Raw genomic sequence first — 24384 nt, 5'->3', positions numbered from 1 at the left:
AGGCGCTATTTTCAGCGCCTGAGGAAGAAACTGCAATGTTTAAAACACAATCATCGGTCAGAAGATATCGTTGAGCATGACGCCCACGCCGACACGCGTCTGATTAAAGTTATAGTCGATCAGCGATTCGCCGTATCCGCTATACACCTGGGTATAGAGACGAATATGCTTCGTCATCGGATAACTCAGCCCCAGTTCCGCGCCGCCATAACCGGTGTTCCAGTTGTACTGGCCTTTCGCGCTCAGTACCGCATCACCCAGATGATAGCCGACCTTAAGCTGATAATAGCCCATGTATTTGGTGATATCCGGGTTGTCGTCGGTACTGCCGATGACATACCACGGTTTAACCTCCACCAGCCAGTTGCCGTTTTCCGCCATCAGGCGCGTGTAAAGACGGTTCCAACTGCGTGATGTCGGATCGGAACGCCCGTTCGAATCATGGTTGTAACCCATTTCCACGTCGCGCAGCGTCCATCCGGCAACGCGATAATCCGTCGCAAAACCCAGGAACAGCTGCGGTTCATAGTTGGTTTCACGAAATGGCGAAGACTCTTCTGTGTTGGAGAGCTGCCACCAGGACTTCTGCGTATAAGAAGCGCCCAGAACCGAGTTTGGCCCCACAATTCCTCGCCAGATCGGAAACGCCAGACTCAACTGGAACTTCACTTCATCTTTGCGGGCGTTTTCGGACCAGTTGTAGGAACTAATCGCTTCTTTGTTCATGTCGCTGGTGTTGGTGTAGATCAGGTAGTTCGTGTCGTAGGGGTAAAGCGTAAAAGGATTATCATGCTCCTGCAGCATATTGGCGATAATACTGCCCCGCACCGCGGGTGCATCATGAACCTCTTTCACTGTCGCCTCTTGCGCATACGCCGTCAGCGGCAGCATTGCTGCTGGTAGCAACCAAGCCAGAATCGCCCGCATTCTTGTTGTTCTCCTGAACGAAAAATTTTTGATTTGTCTATTATTCTGCCGACCATTTTACATATTTACACACCTCCTCGTTAGTTATCCCGTCTTAAAGTGGAAAACAACATTTAAGAAGCATAACATCAACATTCCATTAACCATTGGAGTGTTGAAATCGTATGTCTGCCGTACTGACTGCTGAGCAAGCCCTGAAGCTCGTGGGTGAAATGTTTGTCTATCACATGCCGTTTAATCGGGCTTTGGGGCTGGAGCTGGAACGCTACGAAAAAGAATTTGCCCAACTGGCCTTTAATAATCAGCCAATGATGGTCGGAAACTGGGCGCAGAGCATTCTGCATGGCGGGGTGATTGCCTCGGCTCTGGATGTGGCTGCCGGACTGGTGTGCGTCGGCAGTACCCTGACGCGCCATGAAACCATCAGTGAAGACGAACTGCGCCAGCGACTGTCCCGTATGGGGACCATCGATCTGCGCGTAGACTACCTGCGCCCGGGTCGGGGCAATCGCTTTACCGCCACCAGCAGTCTGTTGCGCGCCGGGAATAAAGTCGCCGTCGCACGCGTGGAATTGCACAACGAAGAGCAGCTTTATATTGCCAGCGCCACCGCCACTTATATGGTGGGGTAAAAACAGGTAAACTGTTGTTACATTTCAAACATGAGTTTTCCCGATGGATGCAAAACAAACGCGGCTGGGCGTGTTACTCGCGCTTGCCGCCTATTTTATTTGGGGGATCGCTCCGGCGTACTTCAAGCTAATTTATTACGTCCCCGCAGATGAAATCCTGACTCATCGCGTGATCTGGTCGTTTTTCTTTATGGTAGTGTTGATCAGCATCAGTCGTCAGTGGTCGAGCGTGAAAGCGCTACTACAAACGCCGAAGAAGATCTTCCTGCTGGCGCTCTCGGCGGTACTCGTGGGGGGTAACTGGCTGCTATTTATCTGGGCGGTAAACAACCACCATATGCTGGAAGCCAGCCTGGGTTACTTTATCAACCCATTGGTGAACATTCTCCTGGGGATGATTTTCCTCGGCGAACGCTTTCGCCGGATGCAGTGGCTGGCGGTGATTCTGGCGGTATGCGGTGTGCTGGTTCAGCTCTGGACCTTTGGTTCACTACCGGTAATTGCCCTGGGGCTGGCGTTCAGTTTTGCGTTTTACGGTCTGGTACGCAAGAAAATCGCCGTTGAAGCGCAAACCGGGATGTTAGTGGAGACCCTGTGGCTGTTGCCCGTTGCCGCGATCTACCTGTTCGGTATCGCCGACAGCTCAACGAGCCATATGGGGCAGAACCCGATGTCGCTCAACCTGCTGTTGATTGCCGCCGGGGTGGTGACCACGGTGCCGCTACTGTGCTTCACAGGCGCGGCGACGCGCCTGCGGCTTTCCACGTTGGGCTTCTTCCAGTATATCGGCCCGACGCTGATGTTCCTGCTGGCCGTGACGTTCTACGGCGAAGTGCCAGGATCGGATAAAATGGTGACCTTCGCTTTTATCTGGGTCGCGCTGGCGATCTTCGTGACGGATGCGATTTATACGCAAAGACGAGGACATCGGAGTTAGGGGATTGCCGGATGGCGCTGCGCTTATCCGGCCTACAAAAAGTTCATCATCGTAGGCCGGATAAGCGCAGCGCCATCCGGCATGACAATCATAGCCAGTTCTTGCGTTTAAAGTACAGGTACGGCGCCAGACCGGCGAGCAGCATAAAGATAATCGCGCCCGGGTAGCCAAAGCTCCACTTCAGTTCCGGCATAAACTCAAAGTTCATCCCATAGCTGGAGGCCACCAGCGTCGGCGGCAGGAAGACCACGGAGACCACCGAGAAGATCTTGATGATGCGGTTCTGTTCGATATTGATAAAGCCCATCGCCGCCTGCATCAGAAAGTTCACTTTCTGGAACAGGGATTCGTTATGCGGCAGCAGGGATTCGATATCTCGCAGGATTTCGCGGGCCTGTTCCAGTTGTCCGCCCGGCAAACGCGCCTTGCGGACCAGGAAGTTCAGCGCGCGCTGGGTATCCATCAGACACAAACGGACTTTCCAGCCGATATCTTCCAGTTCCGCCAGGGTGGAGAGCGCTTCGTCATACTCATCGCCCTGATGACCTTCCATAATCACCCGACTCAACTCTTCCAGATCGCTGTAGATGTTTTCAATTTCATCCGCCAGCTGTTCGATTTTGGTTTCGAACAAGTCCAACAGCAGTTCATAAGCGTTACCGTCAACCATCGCCTGGCTACGGGCACGCATACGATACAGACGAAACGCGGGCAGCTCACGCTCACGCAGGGTAAACAAGCGGCCATCGCGAATGGTGAATGCCACGGTGGAGTTACCCGCGTGGTCTTCCGCATCTTCGAAGAAGAAAAAGGAGTGGATGTGCAGACCGTCTTCATCTTCGAAGAAACGGGCGGAAGCTTCGATGTCTTCCAGTTCAGGACGGGTCGCCAGGCTCTGGCCCAGCTCAGATTGTACGCGTAGCCGCTCGTCGTCGTCCGGTTCGACCAGGTCGACCCAGACGGCATCAATCAGCGTTTGTGACTCTTCGACTTCCAGCCGGGTGAGTCGGTTATTTTCCAGTTGAAATGCGCTCAGCATGACCGGGACTCCCAATGCTTAAAAATATCGGACAGTTCGGTGGGCACACAGAAACAAATTGGGTTTCAGACCATTAAACAGCCTGACTCAGCGCGACGGGAAAATAGAGAAGGTCGCTGACAACCGCTAAGGCTATCAGCAAAAAGGGATAGCCTTAGGAGTTGATCCTGGATGACAGGATAATGAGCCAGTATCTACTGGGTGTGTCCAAGGCGAATGTCCTCTTAGCGTAATCGTGCGCGCATGTTACGCCAGCAAAAATTTGCCGTCAACACGCAACGAAACGCGAAAAAGTAATAATTTCCCCTTATGTAAAAAGGTTAGCAGAGGGGGGGTATTTATCTATGATTTCAGAATATTAAGCGGGAATGTGACGATGCAAAATCGTAGGCCTGATAAGCGCAATGTCATCAGGCGATAATACAATGCCGGATGACGGCTTCGTCTTATCAGGCCTACAAATCAACCGGTTAGAGCAATCAGACCGTTTCCAGCTTCGCATACGCGGCGACAAGCCACTTGATTCCCTGCCCCTGAAAAGCCACCTGCAACCGGCTGTGTTCGCCGCTGCCTTCCAGATTCACAATGGTGCCTTCACCGAACTTAGCATGACGTACACGCTGGCCCAACTTGTAGCCGGTGTCGTTCTCCGCCATCGGTGTCCCCATCCGCTGATGGCTCACCGGGCGGCTGATCGTGGCACGCAGGCGCACCTCTTCAACACACGCTTCTGGTAACTCGCCGATGAAGCGTGATGGACGGTGATACACCTCTTTGCCATACAGTCGACGCGTTTCGGCATAGGTTAAGGTCAGTTTTTGCATCGCACGAGTCACGCCGACGTAAGCCAGACGACGCTCTTCTTCAAGTCGTCCGCCCTCATCCAGCGACATCTGGCTGGGGAACATTCCCTCTTCCATCCCGACGATAAACACCTGCGGGAACTCCAGCCCCTTCGCCGAGTGTAGCGTCATGAGCTGTACCGCATCCTGCCAGGTATCCGCCTGCCCTTCGCCCGCTTCCAGCGCCGCATGGGAGAGAAATGCCTGCAATGGCATCAGGTCTTCGTCTTCTTCGTTGTAGCTGAACTGGCGCGTCGCCGTCACCAGTTCCTCTAAGTTCTCAATGCGCGTCTGACCTTTCTCGCCTTTCTCCTGCTCGTACATCATGCGCAGACCGGAATCTTTAATCACCCGGTCAGTCTGCACGTGCAGCGGCATATCGACGGTTTCCTGCGCCAGTGCGTCAATGAGTTCCATAAAGCGTTGCAGCGCACTGGCGGCACGACCGGCCAGCGCTTTTTCCTGTAACAGTTCGCGACACGCCTGCCACAGCGTGAGCTGGCGATCGCGAGAAGCCTGGCGCACCACGTCCAGCGTCCGATCGCCAATCCCGCGTGTCGGGGTATTCACCACGCGTTCAAAGGCGGCGTCGTCATTCCGGTTTGCAATCAAACGCAGATAAGAGAGGGCGTCTTTGATTTCCTGACGTTCGAAGAAGCGCATGCCACCGTAGATACGGTACGGCATACTGGCCTGCAGCAAGGCTTCTTCCAGCACTCGCGACTGGGCGTTACTGCGGTAGAGAATGGCGCACTGCTCCAGCGCGCCGCCGTTGTCCTGCCAGGTTTTGATCCGGTTGACGACAAAGCGCGCTTCATCCAGTTCGTTAAACGCGCAGTAAAGCGAAATCGGCTCGCCTTCTACGCCATCGGTCCACAGTTTTTTACCCAGACGCCCGTTGTTGTTCTCTATCAGGGCGTTCGCCGCGCTGAGGATATTGCTGGTTGAGCGATAGTTCTGCTCAAGGCGGATTGTTTGTGCGCCGGGGAAGTCGTTCAGGAAGCGCTGGATGTTCTCAACCTGTGCGCCACGCCAGCCGTAGATTGACTGGTCGTCATCGCCTACGATCATCACTTTACCGGTATCGCCAGCCAGCAGGCGGACCCAGGCATACTGGATGTTGTTGGTATCCTGGAATTCGTCCACCAGAATATTGGTGAAACGTTCGCGATAGTGCTGAAGAATATGCGGCTTGTTAAGCCACAACTCATGCGCACGCAGCAGCAGTTCGGCAAAATCCACTAAACCCGCACGATCGCACGCTTCCTGATAAGCCTGATACACCTTCTGCCAGGTCTGCTCAATCGGGTTACCGAAACTCTGAATATGATGCGGGCGCAGACCTTCGTCTTTCTGCCCGTTGATGTACCACATCGCCTGACGCGCCGGCCACTGCTTCTCGTCGAGGTTCATCGCCTTAATCAGACGCTTGAGCAGACGCAACTGGTCTTCGCTGTCGAGGATCTGGAAATCCTGCGGCAAATTCGCATCCATGTGATGCGCGCGCAACAGTCGGTGCGCCAGACCGTGGAAAGTGCCGACCCACATGCCGCCCTGGCTGGTGCCCATAATCTGGCCGATACGGTGACGCATTTCCGCCGCCGCTTTATTGGTAAAGGTCACCGCCATAATCGAGTACGGCGAGTTATTTTCTACCGTCAGCAGCCAGGCGATACGGTGTACCAGTACGCGCGTTTTACCACTCCCCGCCCCCGCGAGCACCAGCATGTTGCTTCGTGGCGCGGCCACCGCTTCGCGCTGTTTATCATTGAGGCTGTCGAGCAGGTAAGAAACGTCCATTGGCACCGCCGCGTTAGGAATAGATAAACTGCGAAATGCCCGATGGCGCTTCGCTTATCGGGCCTACGTGATCGCAGTCAGCGTAGGGCGGATAAGCGTAGCGCCATCCGCCAAAACCCTGGAATTTTATACAGAACTGCTGGTGATTATATCAGCGAGGTCAGAGATGCCAACTGTGAAATTTCGATATGCGGCAGTAAACGGCTGTCAACGGTGTGCATCAGGTCGGCATTTTCTGGCTTGATCCAGCAGGCCTGCAATCCGCTGCGGATCGCCCCGGCAACGTCTGTCGTCAGATCGTCGCCCACGTGCAGGATCTCGCCGATCGGCACATTTAACTTTTCCGCCGCCAGGAAGTACATATCGCTGAACGGCTTTGAGCGTCCGTCCGGACCGGCTCGCAGGACAAATTCGAAATAATCGCCGAGCCCAAACAGCTCCGGCTGCGCGTTGCCGTTGGTAATTGCCACCAGCGGCCACTTTTTCGCTAACGCTTTCAACGTGTCGTGCGTCTCTTGCGGGACATCGATCCGACTACGCCACTTCGCAAAATTCATCATCGCGGCATTCGCGCCCGCCACTGCGTCTTCAGTTGAGAGTCCGGCGTTCAGCATGGCACGCTCGACGGCGCGATGACGCCAGCGGGTTACATCGTGATAAATGTCTGGCTCCGCTTCACGTACTGCCTGACGCAGTCGATGCAAATCGGCATTCTCGAGCGTGCGTAGCGCTGGATGGTAGTTTTGCACAAAAGCGAGCGCTTCCTGCTCGGTGCGCTGGATAACCGGACGGTTATCGTAAAGCGTGTCATCGAGATCGAACGTGATCGCCGAGATGGGTCCTGGGGACCGGTAAAAACGCATTATTTCCCCCGTTTAGCGCGCGGATGCGCCGCATCGTACACCGAGGCCAGGTGTTGAAAATCAAGATGAGTATAGATTTGCGTGGTCGAGAGGTTAGCGTGTCCCAGCAGTTCCTGTACGCCTCGCAGGTCGCCGCTCGATTCCAGCATGTGCGTGGCAAAGGAGTGGCGCAACTTATGCGGATGAACGTGGCTGTTTAACCCCTGCTTTATGCCCCACTCGGCAAAACGCTTCTGAACATTCCGTGCAGAGATACGGTTGCCCAGCTTTGAGAGAAACAGCGCATCCTCGTCACTGCCAAATAGCCCGCGCAGATCCAGCCAGTGCTCAATCCATGCCACCGCATTGCGTCCAATGGGCAAGCGGCGCTCTTTGCTACCTTTCCCCATCACCCACACTTCACCGGTGTCGAGATCCAGATGTTTGATATCCAGTCCCACCAGCTCCGACAAACGCAAACCCGCGCCGTACATCACCTCGAGCATCGCGCGGTCGCGCACGGCGAGCGGATCGTTAAGGTCGATATCCAGAAGGCGGTTCATATCATCAACGTCGATATTTTTCGGCAAATGGCGCGGCGCTTTCGGGGCCTGTACCCCTTTCGCCGGATTGGCTTTCAGCTTGCCTTCGCTGACCATCCAGTCGAAGAAGCTGCGCAGTGCAGAAAGGCGTAACGCGAGACTCGCAGGGCCAAGCCCTTTACGGCGACTGCGCACCGCGAAACTACGCACCATTGCCGCATCACAGTGTTGCCAACTTTGCAGTCCGGTTTCTCCGGCTAAGGCGATGATGGCATCAAGCTGGCGCTGATAGTTTTTCAGCGTGATGGGGCTAAGCTGACGTTCTACGCCCAGATAGCGCAGAAAGCGGGTGACATCGGTGGTGAAATCGGTCATACGCGTTCAATCCAGCGCTCCAGCAGATCCGGCATCATCAGCGCAATTTCATGCAGGAGCTGCGTTCCCTGGCCTGTCTGATAATGATGCATGTCGCGGCTGCTGAACAGAATGACGCCCAAATCGCCGTCACGTCCCAGCATCGACATCGCCACCGACCCAATCGCCTTCGCCTCCGGCAGCACCACCAGTAATTCCGGACCGTTTAAGGTGCCCAGATAGTGCTGTTCCTGCCCTAGTCGCTGAATACGCAGCGGTTCGAAGGCCTGACGACTCAACGCCAGATGGGTATAACTCGACGGCGCCCCGAGACGCCAGCGATCGGGAAACAGACGCACCGTTGCACCAGCAAGGCCCAGCTCACGCGCCCAGCGGTGAAAGCGCATCAGCATATCGTCCAGGCTCGTCGCCGCGACCAGACGTCCCTGCAAATGCAGCAGGCGATAAAACAGGCTTTCGTTGGCATTCGCCTGCGCCATCAACAGCGACATATTTTCTTCAAGGACGTTGATGTGATTGCGCGCGCGAGCCATGTGCCATTCAACGAGCGAAACGGTGCCCCGCACCGGATGCGGCACCCGCATCGCTTCCACGGCATGCGCATTGCGGATAAAAAACTCAGGGTTTTTCTGCAGATAGTCGACGACCGCCCGGTCATCGAGTTCCGTCAGTGTTTCCTGTAGTTCTTCCCCTGGTTGCTTCATAGATGGATAAACCCGTCGTAGACATGTGCCGCCGGGCCAGTCATGTATAACGGATGACCCGGACCTTTCCAGGCGATATCAAGGCGACCGCCCGGTAATTCCACGCGGACCTCTTCCGCCAGCAAACCTTGTTGAATGCCGACGGCGACGGCCGCGCATGCGCCGCTCCCACAGGCCTGGGTCTCTCCCGCGCCGCGCTCATAAACGCGTAAGCGAATATGCTCGCGTTTGACGACCTGCATAAAGCCGATATTGGCCCGTTCAGGAAAACGTTCGTGACCTTCCAGAACCGGTCCCAGCGTTTCCACGGCCGCCGTATCCACATCGTCGACCTGAATCACGCAGTGCGGGTTACCCATTGAAACTACGCCGCACAATATTGTCTGTTCCGCCGCTCGCATAATATAGGTCTTTTCCGCTTTGTTAGCGCGAAATGGCACCTGCGATGGCTCAAAATTGGGTTCGCCCATGTTAACGCGCACCAGCTCATCATCCGTCACGCTCAGTACCATCCGCCCATTCGCCGTACTGACGCGAATATCACGTTTGTTAGTTAACCCTTTGAGGCGTACAAAACGGGCAAAACAGCGCGCGCCGTTACCACATTGCGACACTTCGCTACCGTCAGCATTGAAAATACGGTAATGAAAATCCAGCTCAGGATCGTACGGAGGTTCAACCACCAGCAGTTGATCAAACCCCACCCCCAGATGCCTGTCAGATAAGCGACGGATCAATTCTGGCGAAAAAAAGACATTCTGCGTTACCGCGTCGACGACCATAAAATCGTTGCCAAGGCCATGCATTTTAGAGAATTGCATTATTCACTCCGTTCACGCGGGTACAGAAACACACCGTCAGTAGTTCACCTGGGAAGGCCCATCTCCCGTGGCGCGATCGTTTTGATCGGGCGTGGTGGATTGCGTTTGCATATCAACCGGTTTAGTCGGCGGCGGTGCATTTTTATCAGCTGGTGGGAAGTAGAGCGGTCCTTTAAGGCCGCAACCCGTCAGGCTGAACAGAGTGAGAAGAACAGCGAGTGCCTGAAACACGTTTTTCATTATGGATTGCCTGTAAGTTCATACTTTCTGTTTTCTATCATCGCAGGAGAAGGCGTAAAAGCAAGAGTTTGCCTGTAATCTGCAACGCGATTTGTTTCAGGTTATACTGCCGCCATCACGAAAAAATGGGAAACGACAATGAACGACAGTGAATTTCATCGCCTGGCAGATACCCTGTGGATGACCATCGAAGAGCGTCTTGATGACTGGGACGGTGACAGCGATATCGACTGTGAAATCAATGGCGGCGTACTGACCATTAGCTTTGAAAACGGCAGCAAAATCATCATCAACCGTCAGGAACCACTACACCAGGTGTGGCTGGCGACCAAACAGGGCGGCTACCATTTTGACCTGAAAGGGGGCGAATGGGTGTGTGACCGCAGCGGAGAAACCTTCTGGGATCTGCTGGAACAGGCCGCCACTCAGCAGGCAGGTGAAACGGTAAGTTTTCGTTGAGATTTTATGCCGGATGGCGGCTTCGCCTTATCCGGCCTACAGTCTGAAAGAGCCGTTCAGCGTCGCGTCGCCGGGCATCACGAGAAATACTGCTGCAACTGCGGCGTGTCGTTATCCTGATTGGCTGGCGGAACGTTGCCGAGTGATTGTGCGCGGAACGGGATCACCTGTTCGCGCCCTTCGGTTTTCACAATCTGATAGAACTGCGGCAGGTTAAAGTTGATGAAGCTGGAGCCGTAGGTAAAGCGGTCATGTGACGAGGAGTAGAAACGGCTGACGTCACGCACCAGCTCTTCTTTGCTGCCTTCGCAGTGGTGATACACTTCCGCACGGTTACTCTCGTCCAGAATGTAGATATTAAAGCCCTTCTCATCGCCGGTCTCTTCAAAGAAGAACTGAATGATCCCTTCGCTGGCGAAACCATCCACAACCGACGGCAGTTTCACCTGATTGGTTTCCACCTGAACAGACAGACCGTGCAATTTGTTATGCGAGATTGCGCCGTAGAACTCAATGGCGTTTTCCAGCTTCTGTACCGATACGTTCAGGCGTTCAAAGAACAGGCCCCAGGTCTGACCGGAAACGCGCAGCGCCTTAAAGCGTCCTGTCTCCTGACGGGTACTGGAGAGTCGCAGTTCGATGCACTCTGAAACCAGCTGCTGTACACGGGTACGAATCAAACCACGCAGATGCTGGCTGTAGCAGAACACTTCCACACTGTCCGGCGGCGCGGCATCCTGGTGCATTTTGCCCAGAATCGTTTTCAGTGCTTCGATCATCGCCTGTTCGCCGTTGAAATGCAGGGTACGCACTTCGTTCCACGAGTTGCGGTACAGCAGGTCTACGCTGCCCACCAGGCAATTTTGCTCTTCGCCAAAGCTGAAGACGTCCAGCTTACGGAAGTCAAAATGGACCACCTGATTGCGGAAGGCCGCCGTAGGGTCGTATTCGAGGTTGACGATGATCGCCAGATGGCGAATCTCACACGGACTGTAGAGCGCTTTCGGCGTCGGTGCCGGCAAACGCAGTGGGAAATGGTGCGACACATCGGCCACCATCTCCTGCAATTTCGGCAGATCGACAATGCCGTTGCCCTTAATAAACAGATGCGTGCGCGACGTCAGCAGACCGTTAAACCACGCCCAGGCCACCAGCTTGTTCAGATAGCGGTTATATTCCAGCGGCTGATGGCTAATGATGGAATCCATGTTTGGCGCACGGTTGTAAAGATACCAGCCTGAACGGTTGGCACGACCCGGCGGAACGTGGATAAAGGTTAAGTTCGGTTCAGAGAGGTCCGGCGAAATCTGCGGGTTCACCAGCGTAACCTTACCAGGTAACGCTTCAAATGCGGCATAAAGCTTACGGGTCAGAACGCCGATATCCTGCGGACTGGCGCTGACGCTGAGATTATTACGGCGCGCAAAGCGGATCAGATTACGGTAGCTTTGCATCATCGCATCGAGCAGTTCGTTGTGTGCTTCACGCACCTGATCGATCTTCCAGTTCGCCCGGTTGTCGAGCATGGTCAGACGGGCTTCATCCCATCCCCACTCACTGACTAACTGACTGAGCACTTCACGGCGCCAGCCGACGCAGGCACGTTCGCGGCTCAGTTTCTCGCATACTTTTAAGTAGAAACATCGGCGCACCAAATCCAGGCGCGTCGGATCTTCAATCGCCGTGAGGTATTCCGTTACGCGTTCCAGCATCATGCAATACGGGTCAAGGCCAAACGAAACGATCTCGCCGTCATGCAGGCGCTGTTTAATGTCTTTCGCCAACAGGCGTGGATTGGGGTATTCCCAGGAGTAGGCTTCCAGCAACAAGGTTTTCAACACCGCTTTATACGGTGAATCGATACTTTTATACAGTTGCCAGAGGCTGGCGCCAAAGTACTCTTCGGCGGAGAGCGAGCTTAAGCCGCCCAGATCCAGCCACTCGTTCGGCGTAAGTACGCCCTGAGCGTAGAGCGTCATGACGTAGTCGTCGTAATGCTCTTCTTCATCGCCAGGCACCATATTCCACAGAATACGCTTACCGGCGAGACGCACCGCGGTACGGTAAAATTCGTCAAGCAGCAGGATATGCTGCGTCGAGCCACAGTCTTCACCACCCAGACTGCCGCTTTCATTATGGCGGAAACGGTTTTCATCGATCAGGAAGAAACTGACTTCCACCCCCAGCGAGGCAGCCCAGCTTTCCAGTAGGCTGCATTTACGCTGCAGCAGTTGTCGCTCTTCACTGTCGAGCCAGGACTGGTGACACACCCAGATATCCAGGTCAGAGGAACAACTTTGTCCGACGGAAGAGGTGCTACCCATCGAGTAAACGCCGGTGATCGGCAGTTCACCTTTCGGCGGGTCCTGCGGCGCCAGACCGCGATACAGTTCCAGTTCGTTCAGGTAGTGGCGTTGGGTTTCATCAGGCGTGTAGAAGCAAATGCCTCTGGGAACGTTACCATCGAGGTATCCCGGCATCAGCGGATGGTGATAATGCAATAATGTCGGCAGAAGACTGTACACCTGCTGAAAAGCAGGGCCCATGGCAGCAAGCGCGCGATCCACGCGCAATTGATTTATGGCATCCAGTCTCTGTTTCAGAGTCTCAATATAGAGGTACAAGACGTATCGCCTGATGTTGCTACCCGTCATGCTGTTGATTGCCGAAGCGCGATGCACTTACCCACAACCTTCACCATTCGGGATAAACCGTATGTCAAAAATAACCGTTACCCTTTTCGTCTGTTTTTTTTGTGCTCACCGACGAAAAAATGGTCTAAAACGTGATCAATTTAACACCTTGCTCATTGACCGTAAAGAAAGATGCGCTACATACAAGTGTAGCACCAATCGCTGTGCGTAAATTCTGAGATACGATCGGACGGTTCCTCGTCATCTAATGCTGCCAGTAGCGACGCAGCACCCTATCCTTTACTTACCTTTGACCGTAACACTGCCATCCCACTTCTAAGGATGTTAGGATGAACCACGGACGATAATGACGGTAACAAGCATGTTAGACAATGTTTTAAGAATTGCCACACGCCAAAGCCCCCTTGCGCTCTGGCAGGCACATTATGTCAAAGACGCCCTGATGGCAAACCACCCGGGACTGGTCGTGGAGCTGGTACCAATGGTGACGCGTGGCGATGTGATTCTTGATACCCCACTGGCAAAAGTGGGCGGTAAAGGCTTGTTCGTAAAAGAACTGGAAGTCGCGCTGCTCGAAAAACGCGCCGATATCGCAGTGCATTCCATGAAAGATGTTCCGGTCGAATTCCCGGAAGGCCTGGGACTGGTCACTATCTGCGAACGCGAAGATCCGCGCGATGCCTTTGTCTCAAATAAATACCGTACCCTTGATGAATTGCCTGTCGGCAGCATCGTGGGCACCTCCAGTTTACGTCGCCAGTGTCAACTGGCAGAACGCCGCCCGGATCTGATTATCCGATCGCTGCGTGGCAACGTGGGCACACGCCTGAGCAAGCTCGATAACGGCGACTACGATGCCATTATCCTGGCCGTCGCCGGTTTAAAACGCTTAGGGCTGGAATCGCGTATCCGCGCGGCAATACCACCAGAAGTGTCGCTGCCTGCCGTCGGGCAAGGCGCGGTCGGCATTGAATGTCGCCTTGACGATAGCCGGACGCAGGCGTTGTTGGCACCGCTGAATGATGAAACCACCGCCTTACGCGTGAAAGCTGAACGTGCAATGAATACTCGCCTGGAAGGGGGCTGCCAGGTACCAATAGGCAGCTATGCCGAACTCATTGACGGTGAGCTTTGGCTACGCGCGCTGGTCGGTGCGCCAGACGGATCGCAGATGGTTCGTGGAGAACGTAGAGGTTCGCCGGATCAGGCTGAGCAGATGGGTATTTCACTCGCCGAAGAGCTACTGGATAACGGCGCACGCGCGATTCTGACCGAGGTTTATAACGGAGAATCCCCCGCATGAGTATCCTGGTCACCCGCCCGTCTCCCGCAGGGGAAGAGTTAGTGAGCCGTCTGCGCACACTGGGGCAGGAGGCCTGGAGTTTTCCGCTCATCGAATTTACCCCAGGTCGGGATCTCCCGAAGCTCGCCGATGCCTTTTCGGCGCTCATCGATAACGACCTGCTCTTTGCGCTGTCACAACATGCGGTTTCTTTTGCCCATGCGCAACTGGAACGACAAGGGCTGAAGTGGCCCGCCGCTGCGCACTATTTTGCCATTGGTCGCACAACTGCGCTGGCGCTACATACCGTCAGTGGACACGACATTCTCTATCCGCGAGATCGGGAAATTAGCGAAGTCTTGCTACAATTACCTGAATTACAAAATATTGCGGGTAAACGTGCGCTGATTTTACGCGGCAACGGCGGTCGGGAGCTGTTAGGGGAAACGCTGGCGGAGCGCGGGGCTGATGTCACGTTTTATGAATGTTATCAACGCAGTGCTAAACATTACGATGGGGCACAAGAAGCGATGCGCTGGCAGTCGCGCGGTGTGACAACGATAGTCGTCACCAGCGGGGAGATGCTGCAACAGCTCAACGCGCTGATCCCGCAGTGGTATCGCGAAAACTGGTTATTACGCTGTCGGCTTATCGTCGTCAGTGAGCGTCTGGCGCACCTCGCCCGGGAACTGGGCTGGCAAGATATTAAGGTCGCTGATAACGCCGACAACGATGCGCTACTACGCGCATTACAATAACTCTCATAATGGGAAGCCATAATGACGGAACAAGAAAAATCCTCCGCCGTGGTTGAAGAGACCAGGGAGACCGTGGAGACTCAGCCGCAGCCAGCTACTGCTGAAAAAAAGAGTAAAAACGGCACTGCGCTGATCCTGAGTGCGGTGGCGATTGCCATTGCGCTGGCAGCCGGAGTTGGACTCTATGGCTGGGGAAAGCAACAAGCAACCACACAGACCGCCACCAGCGATGCGCTGGCTAATCAACTGACAGCGCTGCAAAAAGCGCAAGAAAACCAAAAAGCGGAGCTGGAAGGCGTCATCAAACAGCAGGCGGCGCAGCTGGAGCAGGCCAGTCGCCAGCAAACTGAACTGGCGAAACAACTGGATGAAGTCCAACAGAAAGTTGCCACCATCTCCGGTAGCGATGCCAAAACCTGGCTGCTCGCGCAGGCTGATTTTCTGGTCAAACTGGCCGGACGTAAACTGTGGAGCGATCAGGATGTAACGACGGCGGCGGCGCTACTGAAAAGCGCAGATGCCAGCCTCGCTGACATGAACGATCCCAGCCTGATCACCGCACGCCGGGCAATTACCGATGATATCGCCAGTCTTTCCTCTGTCGCTCAGGTAGATTACGACGGCATTATCCTGAAAATTAACCAGCTCTCTAACCAGATTGATAACCTGCGTCTGGCGGATAACGACAGCGACGGTTCGCCGATGGATGCCGATAGCCCGGAGCTGTCCAGTTCGATCAGCGAATGGCGCGTCAATCTGCAAAAAAGCTGGCAGAACTTTATGGACAGCTTTATCACTATCCGCCGCCGCGATGACACCGCCGTTCCGCTGTTAGCGCCAAATCAGGATGTCTATCTGCGAGAAAACATCCGTTCTCGCCTGCTGGTTGCCGCCCAGGCGGTGCCGCGTCATCAGGAAGAGACCTGGCGTCAGGCGCTGGATAACGTCTCCACTTGGGTACGTGCTTACTACGATACCGACGACGCCACGACAAAAGCCTTCCTTGAAGAAGTGGACAAGCTGAGCCAGCAGAGCATCACGATGGACGTACCGGAAACGCTGCAAAGCCAGGCGATCCTCGAAAAATTGATGCAAACTCGCGTGCGTAACCTGCTGGCGCAACCGGCTGCCGCACCGTCTGAAGCGGCTCCCGCCCCTGCGTCTGAAGCACCGCAGGCAGAAACACCGGCAGCCGCGCCGCAAGGAGAATAATGATGCTAAAAGTATTGTTGCTCTTTGTGCTGCTGATCGCGGGTATCGTGATCGGCCCGATGATTGCCGGTCATCAGGGTTATGTCCTGATCCAGACCGACACATACAATATTGAAACCAGCGTGACCGGGCTGGTCATCATCCTGATCCTCGCGATGGTCGCACTGTTTGCCGTCGAATGGTTGCTGCGCCGCCTCTTCCGTACCGGCGCACATACGCGCGGTTGGTTTGTGGGTCGCAAACGTCGTCGCGCTCGCAAGCAAACCGAACAGGCGCTGTTGAAACTGGCGGAAGGTGACTATCAGCAGGTTGAGAAGCTGATGGCGAAAAATGCCGATCATGCTGAACAGCCGGTGGTGAACTACCTGCTCGCCGCTGAAGCGGCGCAACAGCGCGGTGATGAAGCGCGTGCGAACCAGCATCTGGAACGTGCGGCAGAACTCGCGGGCAACGACACGATCCCGGTTGAGATTGCGCGTGTCCGTCTGCAACTTGCGCGCAACGAGAACCATGCCGCACGCCACGGCGTCGACAAGCTGTTGGAGGTGACTCCGCGTCATCCGGAAGTATTGCGCCTGGCGGAACAGGCCTACATTCGCACCGGTGCCTGGAGCTCACTGCTGGATATCATCCCGTCAATGGCAAAAGCGAATGTCGGCGATGAAGAGCATCGCGCGATGCTGGAACAGCAGGCGTGGATTGGTCTGATGGATCAGGCGCGTGCCGATCAGGGCAGCGATGGTTTGCGCGAATGGTGGAAAAACCAGAGCCGTAAAACCCGCCATCAGGTCGCCCTGCAGGTGGCGATGGCGGAGCATCTGATTGAATGCGACGATCACGATATGGCGCAGCAGATCATCATCGACGGTCTAAAGCGTCAGTATGACGATCGCCTGGTGCTGCCTGTCCCGCGTCTGAAAACCAATAACCCGGAACAGCTGGAAAAAGTGCTGCGCCAGCAGATTAAAACTGTCGGCGATCGTCCGCTGTTGTGGAGCACGCTGGGTCAGTCGTTGATGAAGCACGGTGAATGGCAGGAAGCGACCGTGGCCTTCCGTGCGGCGCTGAAACAGCGCCCGGACGCGTACGATTACGCCTGGCTTGCCGACGCGCTCGACCGCCTGCATCAACCGGAAGAAGCGGCCACCATGCGCCGTGACGGACTGATGCTGACGTTAAAGAACACGCCTGCGCAATAACCCTCAACGCCCGGTGACGCTGCGCTTACCGGGCCTGCAAATTTCCCGCTCCAGAAATAAAAAAACGCCTGCTTCGTGAAAAGCAGGCGTTAAACAGGTCTGTATGACAACATAAATGGGTGCTTCACTCAACGTTATGTCCATGGTGTTTGATGAGGCCGAAGCGACATCTGTCAGTGGACGATAAGCACCGTAAACGGCTCTGCATCATTCCTGAGTTTATGAGGCACTATGGCGAGCATAAGAGATGGAATGAGCATCTACCCGTCTATTATTGCACATTACATGCCAGGATTGCACCGCTAAAAATAAGGATTAAGATATTTCACGCTCCCAGTGCTGGCGCGGGTTGTCGATGATTTTCCCATTATCTGCCTGGCGGAAGTAAAACCTATTGTCGCTCAGCAGAGACAGATCTCACCAGATACAAGAAAGCGCTGAAATATCATAGCGTTAATCGTCACCAAATAGCGACAATGGCAATCAGCGCTGTCTCCGGGAAGCAACAGGGAAAAAGAAGAAGAAAGAGAGGGGCATGGAAAAAGAAAAACCCCGCCGAAGCGGGGTTCAAAATTGGTCGGCGAGAGAGGATTCGAACCTCCGACCCACTGGTCCCAAACCAGTTGCGCTACCAAGCTGCGCTACTCGCCGATGTACTGCTTTTTTGAATTTTTAGTTCAATTCTTTAAGTCGTGGTGCGAGGGGGGGGACTTGAACCCCCACGTCCGTAAGGACACTAACACCTGAAGCTAGCGCGTCTACCAATTCCGCCACCTTCGCATTTCACAACTTTTAATAATGGGGTGGCTAATGGGATTCGAACCCACGACAACTGGAATCACAATCCAGGGCTCTACCAACTGAGCTATAGCCACCACTACAAATCTATTTACGCGGTATCGAAACCACCGCAGCTCCAGCACCGGGTGAATGGTGCGCCCGACAGGATTCGAACCTGAGACCTCTGCCTCCGGAGGGCAGCGCTCTATCCAGCTGAGCTACGGGCGCTTAGCGCCGTTGCGGGGGTGGATAATACGGACTTCACACCCCGCTGTCTAGTGCCTTTTTAAATAAAATGCGCGTTTGGTTACGCTTTGCGCGTTTTGTCGCTTATTCCCCCGATTTCTGGGCGATACCCTGACGGTTGAGGCCAAAAACCTTGTAAACAGCCGTCACGGCGAGCAGGAAGATGATGCCGACAAACAGCGACATACGGGTATCTTCATTAAAGTACATGCCGATCAGTACGCAAACCAGGAAAGCCATCGTCAAATAGTTTGCCCACGGGAACAGAATCGAACGGAACGGATGGCTGGTCATCGCCGCTTTATGCGCCCGACGAAAACGCAGCTGGCTAATCAGGATCACAAACCACGGCACCATCCCCGGCAGCACGCTCGCACTATAAACATAGACGAAGACGCGCTGCGGATTAGGAATGATGTAATTCAGGCACGAACCGACCAGCAGGATCAAAATGGACAACGCTACGCCCGCCACCGGAACGCCGTGACGGGAGACTTTCGCCATCGCCGCCGGCAGCTGACGGTTCTTCGCCAATGCGTAGAGCATACGCCCACAGCTGTACATGCCGCTGTTACAACCAGACAGCGCGGCGGTCAGCACAACAAAGTTGATAATCGCCGCCGCAGTGGTGATCCCAATTTTGGCAAAGGTCAGGACGAACGGACTGCCATTGCTGCCAATTTCGTTCCACGGAAAGATAGTGACGATCACAAAAATCGCGCCCACATAGAAGATCAGAATACGCCACAGCACTTTCCCCACCGCGCTACGCAGCGTAACCTGCGGGTTTTTGGCTTCACCCGCCGTAATCCCGATCAGTTCCACGCCCTGATAAGAAGCGACCACAATACATAACGCGGTAAGGAAGCCTTTCCAGCCGCCGGCAAAGAAACCACCGTGCTCCGTCAGGTTACCAAAGCCAATCGGCTGACCACCGTTGCCGAGGCCGAAGAAAATCACGCCCAGACCCACCACTATCATCACGATGATGGTGGTGACTTTGATCATCGCAAACCAGAACTCGATTTCGCCATACAGACGAACGGCTGCCAGGTTTGCCAGCGCCACCAGTCCGACGGCAATAAGCGCCGGTATCCATTGCGCCATCTCCGGGAACCAGAATTGAACATAGACGCCGATCGCGGTGATCTCCGAAATCCCAACCGCCATCCACATAAACCAGTATGACCACGCGGTGAGATAACCGAAGAACGGGCTCATGTAGCGGTGGGCGTACACGGCGAAAGAACCAGCAACCGGCTCCAGGAACAGCATCTCGCCCATTGAGCGCATAATAAAAAAGACGAACAGGCCAGCGACAATATACGCCAGCAGCACCGATGGCCCAGCCCATTTAAGAGTACTTGCCGCCCCCATAAACAGGCCGACGCCAATGGTGCCCCCGAGGGCAATCAATTCGATATGACGAGCCTCCAGCCCACGCTGTAGCTCAGGTTTATTCTCTGCCATAAATCCTCTTGTCGTGTTTACATGCTTTCCGGCATTGCCGGTTATTGTTATGGGTACATCATTGGGGGCGCATGTTTTCGCAAATTTGGAAAAATGGCAAACGAAGCATTAAAAAAATGCAGTTTTTATGTAATAACGGAGCAAAAATGCGGCAATGAGGTAGCGCATGGAGCAGAATGCGCTACCTGCATAAGGAAGGGGTTTCAGATTTTTCCGCTGTAGTGCCAGCGCAGGTAACGCAGTAAACGAAGCTGGCGGGTAATGCGGCTCGGCTGCGACAGCAGGCGATACAACCACTCCAGCCCCAGGTTCTGCCACATTTTCGGCGCGCGTTTGACATGACCGGTGAAAACGTCATAGGTGCCGCCGACGCCCATATAGAGCGCATGCGGATGCACCTCGCGGCAATCGCGCATAAAAATTTCCTGTTTCGGCGATCCCATCGCCACGGTGACGATTTTCGCCCCACTGGCATGGATCTGTTCGAACAGCGCTGAGCGCTGATCCGGCGTAAAATAACCGTCCTGGCTACCGACAATGTTTACATTCCACTGGGCGCGCAGTTTCGCTTGTGTTTGCGCCAGCACTTCCGGCTTTCCGCCAACCAGGAATACCGGCGTGCCTTCCTCGCCCGCACGGGCCATCAATGCTTCCCAGAGATCGGCCCCCGCGACACGAGACACCTGGGCGTCTGGGTATTTTTTGCGTACCGAGCGCACGACGCTGATCCCGTCGGCATATTTATACTCAGCCGCCTCAATCAGGGTACGGACTTCCGGGTTATCTTCCGCCGTCAGGACCTTTTCTGCATTAATCGCCACCAGCGTACCTTGCTTAAGCTGGCCGCCGGCGTAGAGATAATCCAGCGCATGACGCATATCACGCCAACCAATCAGTTGGAGTCCGCGAAGATCGTAAATCGGTGCTGTTGTATTATCTGTCATTGCTATCCTTCAACCTGTTTGTCTGGCAGGGCTCGCAAACGTTTATGGATCAGTCCGGCCTGATCAAACAGCCAGAACAAAAGTTTTGCCATCAGCAAACAGGCACCAAAAACCACCAGGAAAAAAACAACACGCGAGACAAACGAGTCCAGCCCCTCTCGCGCCAGCACGATCATATTAAAAATCGCGCCAAAGCAGAAACTATGCAAAATCGCGGCCTTGTAGCGGTTGGTCTCACGATTGCCCAGCTCGTACAGCCAGTCGAACCATTTGATGATCATCCCTACCACGACCGCGCCTGGCGGGATAAACAGCGCGCCGCCCATCACCACCAGCGAACCAATCAGCGTCGGCGAAATCGCCAGACCGGAATGGTTGTTCAACACTTCCCACGTGAAATAGTTCGCCGTATTCAACACTACGCTTGGCCGCCCCGGCCACAGCCAGGAAGGAATAAAGACGTAGAAATCACGGGCAATCGGCGCCAGCCCCTGGAAGTCGATCTTGTCGTAATTTTGCAGCAACAGCGCCAGGTTCTCCCACGGAGAGAACGTGTCGCGGGTGAGGTAAAGAAACGTGTAGAACGCTTCGTCGCCGCTAACGTTCAGTCCGTAACGCTTCAGCGCCAGCCAGAACATACCGACAATCCCCAGCACGCCTGCCGCCACCAGCATCCACAGCGAGATCCAGCCGCGAATAATGCCGATAAACAGGAAGATGGCGAAGGCGATGATAATATTGGCGCGTGTACCGCCAACGATCATATAGGTCAACAGGCCAAATGCGACCGTGCTGACCAGGAAGAACAGCCACGCTTTGCTGTCCTCGCGCAGGAAATAGACCACCAGCATTGCCGGGATGAAAAAGTAAAAGAAGCGCTTTAACGCCACGCCAGAAACTTCGCTGGAGAAAATCTGGCTATACGACTGCAGGCGGAACAACAAAAAGCCATTATGCATGAAGAAGATGCCTACGCTTATCAGCGCAATCCCCATCAGAATCACCCAGGTGAGATGCGTTTCCACCCGATTCATCGTGAACAGCGGTTTATGCGGCACGTCCGTAACCCGTTTGCGTAAGCGGGTCTTATAGGTCACATAGTAGATCGCGTAGAAACAGGCGGCGGAAAGCAGTGCCTGTAGCAGAATTTCCGGCGGTGCAACGGCGACGTCAAAGCGGAACGCCAGCACGCTGGTTAGCGGAAAGCCAAAAAAGAAGGTCAGCAAAAACAGCAGCGAGAAAAACACGTTAAAGTTGAAGCGCACGCGGCGGAATTCAAACCAGGTCAGCGTGGCGATAAACAACGTGGAGAGGAGCCAGACGATAAACAGGCCGCTGAACTGCATCAGGCTCATAGCGCCTCCCCTGCGGCGATCTGCAATGCGTGATGCCAGGGCTGCAGGTAGTTCGGACTAAAGAAGGCAATGGTATTTTTATCCACTAACGCCAACTGGCGCTGCGCCTCGCGCACCACCTGCTCGTTCAGCGCATCGCTCGTAAACAGTACCGGAAGATGTTGTTCCACCATGTCCTGCCAGAACGGATTCTCGCGGTTCAGCACGCACGGCACGCCTGCCTGAATCAGCAAGCATAAGGTGCCAATCCCCTGCTGACGGGCAAAAATAAAGTACCCGAGATCGCACTCGCGAAGCAGCGCCAGATAGTCATCGAACGACAGTTTATCGTTGAGGATCCGCAGATTATCTGCGCTGAACAGGCTCAGTCCCGCCTGGCGAACCTCCGCAATGTATGCCTCGTTATTCGCCGGATAGCCCATCGGGACAATCACATTTACCGTATCGCCAAACTGCTGACGTACCGCCCGCAGCGCGGCTATATGTTCGTTACTGCGATCGCCTGAGTTACCTACCAGAATGGTCATTTTCCCGCTACGTTGGCGATCGTGCGCCATATTATTGAGCGAAGGATCCATTCGCGTCGGGAAATAGAGCAGTTCTCCTGGCACGCGCGGATGCTGTTGGGCGAAATAGTTCAGATCGCCACGAGTAGCAAAAACGCCCCCAACACGACGTTGCGCCAGACGGCGAAGCGGATAAAACAGTTTGAATTTCAGCCCACTGGAAACTTCATACAGATCGGCACCCCAGATGTGCCAGTAAAACTGGCTGGGTTTGATGCCGCCACTCAGTAACGCCAGCCATAGCGTGGTATTAAACTGACCATGGAAGAAGAAGCGCTGTTTTCTGTCTGCTTTCGCTTGCGCAATCACCGCTTCCGCCAGCGTTTTTTTACCACTGAAGAAACGTATGGAAAGCGCCGGGCAACTTTCCGTCAGTCCGGCATCCTGACCGGCGACCATAAAGATACGGGCATGCTCGCTGGTCGATGCCAGCGTATCGTTGAAAAACCGCAGTACGGTTTGATTATGGTGAGGGATATCCGATCCCAGTACGTGAATCAGTACAGTCATACCCGCCTACGCCAGAGTAAAAATACGCAACAACACAGAGAGAAATAGACGACATACGTGGCCATATAGGCTTGTGCCGCACCCAGCGCACCATGTGCCGGGATCAGCCAGTGCGCAAATGCCGTCAATAGAATGAACTGGCTGATTTCAGCCAAAATATAAAACCGCAGTGACGCTTTGGCGATCACCAGATAACCGAAAACATACGCCCCGACTTTTAGCACATCGCCGACCAACTGCCAGGCAAACAGATCGCGCATGGCGGTAAATTTCTCAGAGAACAGCAGCCAGATAGCAAAATCACGCAGCAGCCAGACGGTGAAGCTCGCCGCGGCCACCGCAGGCAAAACAAACTTCAGCGACTTCACCACTTCCCGCGTGATGTCCCGCTTTTCAGTAAGGCGCGACAGCGTCGGCAACAGATAAACGCTAAACGAGGCGGTAATAAATTGTAGGTAAGCATCCGAGATACTGCTCACCCCCTGCCAGATCCCGACGTCGTCCCAACTGTAATGGGCCGCCAGCAGGTTTCGCATCATCACATACGCCACGGGCAATGTAACAGAGGTGATCAGCGCCATCAGGGTAAACTTGCTGAGCTGACCCGCCAGCCCCTTGTCCCAGGATGGCCGCAGATAATGCAGCGGGATCGTCCCGCGTTTCATCAGCATGACGGCCGCCGGGATCACCACCAGCGCGGGCACCAGCGCCAGGCCGAGGAGCGCGCCTTCATAGCCACCCAACCGATAACAGCCATAATAGGCGACAACGCCCACCAGACTACCAACAATCAGTGACAGCGCATTCCCGGCCGCATCGCGAAAACCTTTCATTAACGCCAGCAGCAGGTTGGCCCAGGCAATCCCCATTTGTACCAGCGCCACTAAACGCACTAACCCCTGATACTGAGAATGGCCGAACAGTCCCTGGCTAATCGGTGCCGCCGCGAGCAGAAACACCAGCGCCAGCAGCGTCGAAAATCCCAGCACCATGGCCGAGGACGTCCCGACCACCCGCCGCAGTTGGTCGGGAGTATCGTGAGACTGCGCAACGTATTTGGTGACGCCGTTGAAAATCCCGGCCCCCGCCAGGACACCAAGCACGGTAACCATCTGACGGAAATTTCCCGCCTGTCCGACGCCTGCCGGGCCGAATGACACCGCCAGCAGCTTAACGACCAGTAACCCCGCGCCAATTTTGACCAGCGTACTGGCTGCCGTCCACAAGGACGCTTTCGCAAGCGACATA

The 24384-nt window shown here is 54.8% G+C and carries 22 protein-coding genes and 4 tRNA genes; 7 read left to right on the top strand and 19 right to left on the bottom strand.

Features of this window, described 5'->3' with window-relative positions:
* Positions 1–57: 57 nt before the first annotated feature.
* Positions 58–927: a phospholipase A gene (pldA, locus tag KE671_RS21480; RefSeq protein WP_206164662.1), complete on the bottom strand. Its 870-nt coding sequence runs from the start codon at positions 925–927 to the stop codon at positions 58–60.
* A 164-nt stretch (positions 928–1091) separates the two neighbouring features.
* Between pldA and yigI the strand changes: the two genes are divergently transcribed.
* Together yigI and rarD are read left to right on the top strand one after the other, a co-directional pair.
* Entirely contained in the window at positions 1092–1559 is a 468-nt protein-coding gene (gene yigI, locus KE671_RS21475) for an acyl-CoA thioesterase YigI (protein WP_042292767.1), read from the top strand.
* Positions 1560–1602: 43 nt separating this feature from the next.
* Positions 1603–2496 (top strand): EamA family transporter RarD, encoded by an 894-nt coding sequence (gene rarD, locus KE671_RS21470; protein ID WP_206164661.1) that lies wholly within the window; start codon positions 1603–1605, stop codon positions 2494–2496.
* An 88-nt stretch (positions 2497–2584) separates the two neighbouring features.
* Here the strand turns inward: rarD and corA are convergent, their stop codons facing one another.
* The 8 genes from corA to lptM form a co-directional block, all read right to left on the bottom strand.
* Positions 2585–3535, bottom strand: coding sequence for a magnesium/cobalt transporter CorA (gene corA, locus KE671_RS21465; protein ID WP_042326126.1), 951 nt, complete (start codon positions 3533–3535; stop codon positions 2585–2587).
* A 154-nt stretch (positions 3536–3689) separates the two neighbouring features.
* A complete protein-coding gene (gene ysgD / locus KE671_RS22865) occupies positions 3690–3746 on the bottom strand; it encodes a YsgD/CorL family protein (RefSeq protein ID WP_212723238.1) in 57 nt (18 codons plus the stop codon).
* 268 nt (positions 3747–4014) lie between these two features.
* Positions 4015–6177 carry a DNA helicase II gene (gene uvrD / locus KE671_RS21460; RefSeq protein WP_206164660.1) on the bottom strand — a complete coding sequence of 721 codons (2163 nt, stop codon included), beginning with the start codon at positions 6175–6177 and terminating at the stop codon, positions 4015–4017.
* Positions 6178–6323: 146 nt separating this feature from the next.
* A complete protein-coding gene (gene yigB / locus KE671_RS21455) occupies positions 6324–7040 on the bottom strand; it encodes a 5-amino-6-(5-phospho-D-ribitylamino)uracil phosphatase YigB (protein WP_206164659.1) in 717 nt (238 codons plus the stop codon).
* Positions 7040–7936, bottom strand: coding sequence for a tyrosine recombinase XerC (gene xerC / locus KE671_RS21450; RefSeq protein ID WP_206164658.1), 897 nt, complete (start codon positions 7934–7936; stop codon positions 7040–7042). The genes yigB and xerC overlap by 1 nt, the downstream gene beginning before the upstream one ends.
* Positions 7933–8640 carry a DUF484 domain-containing protein gene (locus KE671_RS21445; protein ID WP_042326117.1) on the bottom strand — a complete coding sequence of 236 codons (708 nt, stop codon included), beginning with the start codon at positions 8638–8640 and terminating at the stop codon, positions 7933–7935. Before KE671_RS21445 ends, xerC begins: the two co-directional genes overlap by 4 nt.
* Positions 8637–9461 carry a diaminopimelate epimerase gene (gene dapF, locus KE671_RS21440; protein WP_206164657.1) on the bottom strand — a complete coding sequence of 275 codons (825 nt, stop codon included), beginning with the start codon at positions 9459–9461 and terminating at the stop codon, positions 8637–8639. The genes KE671_RS21445 and dapF overlap by 4 nt, the downstream gene beginning before the upstream one ends.
* A gap of 36 nt (positions 9462–9497) precedes the next feature.
* Positions 9498–9701: an LPS translocon maturation chaperone LptM gene (gene lptM, locus KE671_RS21435; protein WP_206164656.1), complete on the bottom strand. Its 204-nt coding sequence runs from the start codon at positions 9699–9701 to the stop codon at positions 9498–9500.
* A 138-nt stretch (positions 9702–9839) separates the two neighbouring features.
* Here lptM and cyaY point away from each other — a divergent pair, with 138 nt between their 5' ends.
* Positions 9840–10160 (top strand): iron donor protein CyaY, encoded by a 321-nt coding sequence (gene cyaY, locus KE671_RS21430; protein ID WP_206164655.1) that lies wholly within the window; start codon positions 9840–9842, stop codon positions 10158–10160.
* A gap of 77 nt (positions 10161–10237) precedes the next feature.
* Here the strand turns inward: cyaY and cyaA are convergent, their stop codons facing one another.
* Positions 10238–12784, bottom strand: a complete 2547-nt coding sequence (gene cyaA, locus KE671_RS21425) for a class I adenylate cyclase (protein ID WP_206164654.1) — start codon at positions 12782–12784, stop codon at positions 10238–10240.
* A 391-nt stretch (positions 12785–13175) separates the two neighbouring features.
* Between cyaA and hemC the strand changes: the two genes are divergently transcribed.
* Genes hemC through hemY form a run of 4 tightly spaced genes read left to right on the top strand, consistent with a single transcriptional unit; the run spans position 13176 to position 17265 of the window.
* On the top strand, positions 13176–14117 hold the full coding sequence (hemC, locus tag KE671_RS21420; RefSeq protein WP_206164653.1) for a hydroxymethylbilane synthase: 942 nt from the start codon (positions 13176–13178) through the stop codon (positions 14115–14117).
* Positions 14114–14854, top strand: a complete 741-nt coding sequence (gene hemD / locus KE671_RS21415) for a uroporphyrinogen-III synthase (protein WP_206164652.1) — start codon at positions 14114–14116, stop codon at positions 14852–14854. Before hemC ends, hemD begins: the two co-directional genes overlap by 4 nt.
* 21 nt (positions 14855–14875) lie before the next feature.
* Positions 14876–16066 (top strand): uroporphyrinogen-III C-methyltransferase, encoded by a 1191-nt coding sequence (hemX, locus tag KE671_RS21410; protein WP_206164651.1) that lies wholly within the window; start codon positions 14876–14878, stop codon positions 16064–16066.
* A gap of 2 nt (positions 16067–16068) precedes the next feature.
* A complete protein-coding gene (hemY, locus tag KE671_RS21405; RefSeq protein WP_206164688.1) occupies positions 16069–17265 on the top strand; it encodes a protoheme IX biogenesis protein HemY in 1197 nt (398 codons plus the stop codon).
* A 574-nt stretch (positions 17266–17839) separates the two neighbouring features.
* Here hemY and KE671_RS21400 read toward each other — a convergent pair.
* The 9 genes from KE671_RS21400 to wzxE form a co-directional block, all read right to left on the bottom strand.
* A tRNA-Pro gene (locus KE671_RS21400) sits at positions 17840–17916 on the bottom strand.
* 42 nt (positions 17917–17958) lie between these two features.
* Positions 17959–18045, bottom strand: a tRNA-Leu gene (locus tag KE671_RS21395).
* A gap of 19 nt (positions 18046–18064) precedes the next feature.
* Positions 18065–18140, bottom strand: a tRNA-His gene (locus KE671_RS21390).
* Positions 18141–18196: 56 nt separating this feature from the next.
* Positions 18197–18273 (bottom strand) — tRNA-Arg (locus KE671_RS21385).
* A gap of 102 nt (positions 18274–18375) precedes the next feature.
* Positions 18376–19761: a bifunctional threonine/serine APC transporter ThrP gene (thrP, locus tag KE671_RS21380; protein ID WP_206164650.1), complete on the bottom strand. Its 1386-nt coding sequence runs from the start codon at positions 19759–19761 to the stop codon at positions 18376–18378.
* A gap of 203 nt (positions 19762–19964) precedes the next feature.
* Positions 19965–20705, bottom strand: coding sequence for a lipopolysaccharide N-acetylmannosaminouronosyltransferase (wecG, locus tag KE671_RS21375; RefSeq protein WP_206164649.1), 741 nt, complete (start codon positions 20703–20705; stop codon positions 19965–19967).
* A gap of 2 nt (positions 20706–20707) precedes the next feature.
* Entirely contained in the window at positions 20708–22060 is a 1353-nt protein-coding gene (gene wzyE, locus KE671_RS21370) for an ECA oligosaccharide polymerase (protein WP_206164648.1), read from the bottom strand.
* A complete protein-coding gene (locus KE671_RS21365) occupies positions 22057–23136 on the bottom strand; it encodes a TDP-N-acetylfucosamine:lipid II N-acetylfucosaminyltransferase (protein WP_206164647.1) in 1080 nt (359 codons plus the stop codon). Before KE671_RS21365 ends, wzyE begins: the two co-directional genes overlap by 4 nt.
* On the bottom strand, positions 23133–24383 hold the full coding sequence (gene wzxE / locus KE671_RS21360) for a lipid III flippase WzxE (RefSeq protein ID WP_206164646.1): 1251 nt from the start codon (positions 24381–24383) through the stop codon (positions 23133–23135). Before wzxE ends, KE671_RS21365 begins: the two co-directional genes overlap by 4 nt.
* Position 24384 lies beyond the last annotated feature (1 nt).

Origin of the sequence: Citrobacter amalonaticus, assembly GCF_018252635.1 — a bacterium.
Taxonomy (GTDB): domain Bacteria; phylum Pseudomonadota; class Gammaproteobacteria; order Enterobacterales; family Enterobacteriaceae; genus Citrobacter_A; species Citrobacter_A amalonaticus_E.
The sequence above is the reverse complement of the archived record's forward strand: the minus strand, read 5'-3'. Positions and strand labels throughout refer to the sequence as shown.

Excerpts from the sequence above, each read along its gene's own strand:
- yigB (WP_206164659.1), bottom strand. The coding sequence starts at position 7,040 with ATGCGTTTTTACCGGTCCCCAGGACCCATCTCGGCGATCACGTTCGAT.
- wzyE (WP_206164648.1), bottom strand. The coding sequence starts at position 22,060 with ATGAGCCTGATGCAGTTCAGCGGCCTGTTTATCGTCTGGCTCCTCTCC.
- hemD (WP_206164652.1), top strand. The coding sequence starts at position 14,114 with ATGAGTATCCTGGTCACCCGCCCGTCTCCCGCAGGGGAAGAGTTAGTG.
- yigI (WP_042292767.1), top strand. The coding sequence starts at position 1,092 with ATGTCTGCCGTACTGACTGCTGAGCAAGCCCTGAAGCTCGTGGGTGAA.
- wzxE (WP_206164646.1), bottom strand. The coding sequence starts at position 24,383 with ATGTCGCTTGCGAAAGCGTCCTTGTGGACGGCAGCCAGTACGCTGGTC.
- KE671_RS21445 (WP_042326117.1), bottom strand. The coding sequence starts at position 8,640 with ATGAAGCAACCAGGGGAAGAACTACAGGAAACACTGACGGAACTCGAT.
- KE671_RS21365 (WP_206164647.1), bottom strand. The coding sequence starts at position 23,136 with ATGACTGTACTGATTCACGTACTGGGATCGGATATCCCTCACCATAAT.
- rarD (WP_206164661.1), top strand. The coding sequence starts at position 1,603 with ATGGATGCAAAACAAACGCGGCTGGGCGTGTTACTCGCGCTTGCCGCC.
- cyaY (WP_206164655.1), top strand. The coding sequence starts at position 9,840 with ATGAACGACAGTGAATTTCATCGCCTGGCAGATACCCTGTGGATGACC.
- hemX (WP_206164651.1), top strand. The coding sequence starts at position 14,876 with ATGACGGAACAAGAAAAATCCTCCGCCGTGGTTGAAGAGACCAGGGAG.
- thrP (WP_206164650.1), bottom strand. The coding sequence starts at position 19,761 with ATGGCAGAGAATAAACCTGAGCTACAGCGTGGGCTGGAGGCTCGTCAT.
- lptM (WP_206164656.1), bottom strand. The coding sequence starts at position 9,701 with ATGAAAAACGTGTTTCAGGCACTCGCTGTTCTTCTCACTCTGTTCAGC.
- xerC (WP_206164658.1), bottom strand. The coding sequence starts at position 7,936 with ATGACCGATTTCACCACCGATGTCACCCGCTTTCTGCGCTATCTGGGC.
- hemC (WP_206164653.1), top strand. The coding sequence starts at position 13,176 with ATGTTAGACAATGTTTTAAGAATTGCCACACGCCAAAGCCCCCTTGCG.
- pldA (WP_206164662.1), bottom strand. The coding sequence starts at position 927 with ATGCGGGCGATTCTGGCTTGGTTGCTACCAGCAGCAATGCTGCCGCTG.
- dapF (WP_206164657.1), bottom strand. The coding sequence starts at position 9,461 with ATGCAATTCTCTAAAATGCATGGCCTTGGCAACGATTTTATGGTCGTC.
- hemY (WP_206164688.1), top strand. The coding sequence starts at position 16,069 with ATGCTAAAAGTATTGTTGCTCTTTGTGCTGCTGATCGCGGGTATCGTG.
- uvrD (WP_206164660.1), bottom strand. The coding sequence starts at position 6,177 with ATGGACGTTTCTTACCTGCTCGACAGCCTCAATGATAAACAGCGCGAA.
- wecG (WP_206164649.1), bottom strand. The coding sequence starts at position 20,705 with ATGACAGATAATACAACAGCACCGATTTACGATCTTCGCGGACTCCAA.
- corA (WP_042326126.1), bottom strand. The coding sequence starts at position 3,535 with ATGCTGAGCGCATTTCAACTGGAAAATAACCGACTCACCCGGCTGGAA.